The organism is Robinsoniella sp. RHS, from assembly GCF_001029355.1.
Classification (GTDB): domain Bacteria; phylum Bacillota; class Clostridia; order Lachnospirales; family Lachnospiraceae; genus Robinsoniella; species Robinsoniella peoriensis.
This window is the reverse complement of the sequence record NZ_JNGB01000239.1, coordinates 1-3,989: the sequence shown is the minus strand read 5'-3', so window position 1 is coordinate 3,989 and position 3,989 is coordinate 1. Positions and strand designations below refer to the sequence as shown.

The 3,989-nt window shown below is 40.9% G+C and carries 3 protein-coding genes and 1 other annotated feature; of the genes, 1 reads left to right on the top strand and 2 read right to left on the bottom strand.

Translation table 11 applies throughout. The features are described 5' to 3' along the window. Window positions 1-1,283 (bottom strand): proline--tRNA ligase (gene proS / locus RHS_RS29170; RefSeq protein WP_047835191.1); only part of this gene is annotated, 1,283 nt, incomplete at its 3' end. Between the two features lie 123 nt (window positions 1,284-1,406). Further along, window positions 1,407-1,624: a binding site (T-box leader), on the bottom strand. 160 nt (window positions 1,625-1,784) lie between these two features. Here proS and RHS_RS29165 point away from each other — a divergent pair. Further along, window positions 1,785-2,669, top strand: a complete 885-nt coding sequence (locus tag RHS_RS29165; RefSeq protein WP_047835190.1) for a DMT family transporter — start codon at window positions 1,785-1,787, stop codon at window positions 2,667-2,669. A gap of 109 nt (window positions 2,670-2,778) precedes the next feature. On the opposite strand, the gene RHS_RS29160 is transcribed toward RHS_RS29165, so the two are convergent. Continuing rightward, a partial coding sequence (locus RHS_RS29160) for an EAL domain-containing protein (RefSeq protein WP_047835189.1) occupies window positions 2,779-3,989 on the bottom strand: 1,211 nt, incomplete at its 5' end.

Here is a 3,989-nt window from a genome sequence, read left to right as displayed (position 1 = left end):
GCCTTGATAAATCCAGGTTTCTCATCCGCGATTTGTTTCATCTCTTCTATATTATGAGCAATATAAGTGTGGGTATCCCTATGCTCTCTCGCTCTTTCCAGCATATCTGTCTGCATTGTTTCCAGGATCTCAGCTGCCTTATCTGCGATCTCATCAAATGCAGCCACAGTCTTCTCTCTGGTGTCACGCCTTACAATAACAGCCTGACCTGCTTCGATATCTTTTGGTCCCAGTTCAATTCGGATTGGAACTCCACGCATTTCCTGCTCAGAGAACTTCCATCCCGGACTCTTGTCAGAATCATCCACCTTCACACGAAGTCCTGCTTTCGCCAATGTATCTTTCACTTCGAACGCTTTATCCAGAACGCCGTCTTTTTTCTGCTGGATCGGAATCACCATAACCTGGGTAGGCGCAATCCTTGGAGGGAGTACCAGACCGCTGTTGTCTCCATGCACCATGATGATCGCTCCGATCATACGGGTTGTCATTCCCCAGGATGTCTGATGAACATATTTCAAAGTATTATCCTTATCTGCAAACTGAATACCGAAAGCTTTTGCAAATCCGTCACCGAAATTATGGCTGGTTCCTGACTGCAGCGCTTTTCCGTCATGCATAAGAGATTCAATCGTATAAGTCGCTTCTGCTCCTGCAAATTTTTCCTTGTCTGTTTTCTGTCCCCGTACAACCGGGATTGCCAGTGTTTCCTCACAGAAATCAGCATAGAGATTCAACATCTGCTTTGTTCGCTCTTCAGCCTCTTCTGCTGTAGCGTGAGCAGTGTGTCCTTCCTGCCATAAAAACTCTCTGGAACGAAGGAACGGTCTTGTTGTTTTTTCCCAACGAACAACAGAGCACCATTGGTTATATACTTTTGGAAGATCACGGTGTGAATGGATATCCTTAGCATAAAAATCACAGAATAATGTCTCTGAGGTAGGACGTACGCACAATCTCTCCTGTAAAGGTTCCAGTCCTCCATGAGTAACCCATGCCACTTCCGGAGCAAACCCTTCTACATGGTCTTTTTCTTTCTGAAGCAGGCTTTCTGGTATAAACATAGGAAGATATACATTTTCTACCCCTGTTTCTTTAAATCGGCGATCCAGTTCATGCTGAATATTCTCCCAGATTGCATAACCTGCCGGTTTAATTACCATACATCCTTTTACACTTGTATAATCAATCAATTCTGCTTTCTTAACAACGTCTGTATACCACCTCGCAAAATCTTCTTCCATCGAAGTGATGGCTTCTACTAATTTCTTGTCCTTTGCCATTGTTCTGACTCTCCTTTTCATTTTTAAATCTGCTCTATGGGATGATCCGCTTTTCTTATTTTTCTACCTTTATAAACTTCAAAAAAGCACAAAAAAACTACCGGATCCTCCTATGCCTGACACATAAGGGACCGATAGTTTAAACACTTCGGCGGTACCACCCTAATTAACAGCCCAAACTTTGGCCATTCTCTCATATTCCCGTTAACGCCGGGAACAACGTTGCATTTTCATGCAAAGCTCCAAGGCAGGTTCCATCTTCTCCACTTGAGAATCTCACACCAAATGATTCTCTCTCTGAAAAGCTTCCAAAATGTACTAATCCTCTTCAACGCTGTATTCTCATATCTCAATATGGTCATTCTAAAATAAATAAATTCATTTGTCAAGCAGGGATTTCCGCAATCTCCTTTCCAATCTCCTTTCCTCCTCTTGACATCCCTTTCTTTTATCGATAGACTATTTCTATATTACATAAGATAAACGAAGGAGCTAAATTTCATGACTAATCCAGACCGCAAAACCGCCGGACATATTCTGGCACTGCTTACCATCATTGTATGGGGCACTACTTTTATTGCAACTAAAATTCTGTTAGATTATTTCAGCGCTACACAGATTATGGTACTCCGCTTTTTTATTTCTTATATCGGACTTCTGCTGATATGCATTCTGAACCGGCAATTTACACTGAAACACAACTGGAGGGATGAGGTGGGAATCTTCCTGCTCTCCATGTCAGGTGTAACGATATACTACTTTTTTGAAAATACTGCACTATCTTTTACTCAGGCTTCCAATGTCAGTATTTTAGTTGCCTTTGCCCCGATTTTTACAGCGATTCTCGCTCACTTTTTTACAAAAGATGAAAAGCTGAAGAAAAATATTATATTTGGTTTTTTAATCGCTATTATCGGTGTAGTTATGGTCGTTTTTAACGGAGCCGTAGTCCTGAAATTAAATCCACTGGGTGACGGTATGGCAATTCTGGCAGCCCTTTGCTGGGCTGTTTATTCCATTCTTTTGAAAAAATATATTAATAAATACGATAACTTCGCCCTGACACGTAAAGTAATTTTTTATGGATTTGCCTGTTCCTATATTATGATGGTAGTATCAGAAAAGCGCCTCCTTCCCCCTGTAGCAATAAATACAGAAATTGTCATCTGCCTGCTGTTTCTTGGAATACTCGGAAGCGCAATCTGCTATTTAACCTGGAACGTAGCTATCAAAAAAATTGGTATTATTAAAACAAACAATTATATTTACTTAAATCCGTTCATCACCATGGTTGCTGCATTTTTCATTCTGAAAGAACACATCACACCTACCGGATTTTTGGGCGCCCTGCTTATTGTGGGAGGTGTAGTTCTCTCCGAACGCTGATCCCTATTAGAAAAGGCACTCCATCAGAAGTGCCTGTCTAACATGCTTATCCACTTTTACTCACATGATCCTCAGGGCTTATACCCTGGGATCCCAACACCAGACGCTTTTACTGCTTTAAGATTTTTTCATAATCTATCTGAGCAATTGGTCTGGAACAGTAATATCCCTGAATATAATCACATGAAATACTCTCCAGAAACTCGTATTGTTCTTTTGTTTCCACACCTTCCGCCACAACTTTAATCCCCAGTTCCCGTGCCAATGCAATTACACTGGTAATAATTTTTTTGCTCCTGGTGTTATTTTCATAATCGTCTATCAGAGTCTTATCCATCTTAAGCAAATCAATCGGAATATTCTTCAGGGTATTTAAAGACGAATATCCGGAACCAAAGTCATCCATCAGAATGCGGATTCCATTCTTATGGAATTTTTCAAGAATACCAACCAGAATTTCTTCGTTATCCAGTAATACTGTCTCCGTCAGTTCCAGTTCAATCAGTTGGACCGGCACTTTATATTTATTTATAATATCCAGATATGTGTCAACAAAATCCTGACGGTATAAGTGCAGTCTGGAAACATTTACAGAAACCGGCGTTACCTGATATCCCTCTTTCATCCACTTTATAATCTGTCTGCAGACCTCTTCAAAAATATATTGATCCAATTGGACAATCGTTCCATTATTCTCAAAAACAGGTATAAATTCCCCCGGAGACATCAGCCCTTTTTCCGGTCTATGCCATCTGACCAGCGCCTCTGCTCCTTCAAAACATTGCTTCTCAATATCAAACTTCGGTTGATAATAAATAATAAACTCGCCCTTTTCCAGTGCTGTTTCAAAATGATCTTCAATATCCTTTGTGCGGATCTTCCGGTCCCGCATTTTATCATCATAATAACCACATACCTGAAGCAAATCGCCTTCCGGGCGATTCAGTGCCATCTTCGCTCTGTCGACCATTGTATCAATTTCATCAACTCCAGGTTCAATCTGGTATATCCCTGCTGTCGCCTTAATCTCATAATGCTTTCCGCCAAAATCCGTTTTGCTTTGCAGCTGGGCGATAATATTTTCCACGCGGCTCTTTAACTCTTTTTTATCCTTTTGCTGCAGAAGTGCCACAAAATGATCGGCAAGCATTCTGGCAAACGCCTCCTTATCTCTGAGGTTTTCCTGGATAACCCCTGCCACATAGGTAAGTGCCCTGTCCCCTTCCGCATATCCAAACAAATCATTTATGTATTGAAATTTATGAATATTAAAGCACACTACTGTATATTCCTGATCATTATTATCTTCCAGAATCTGCT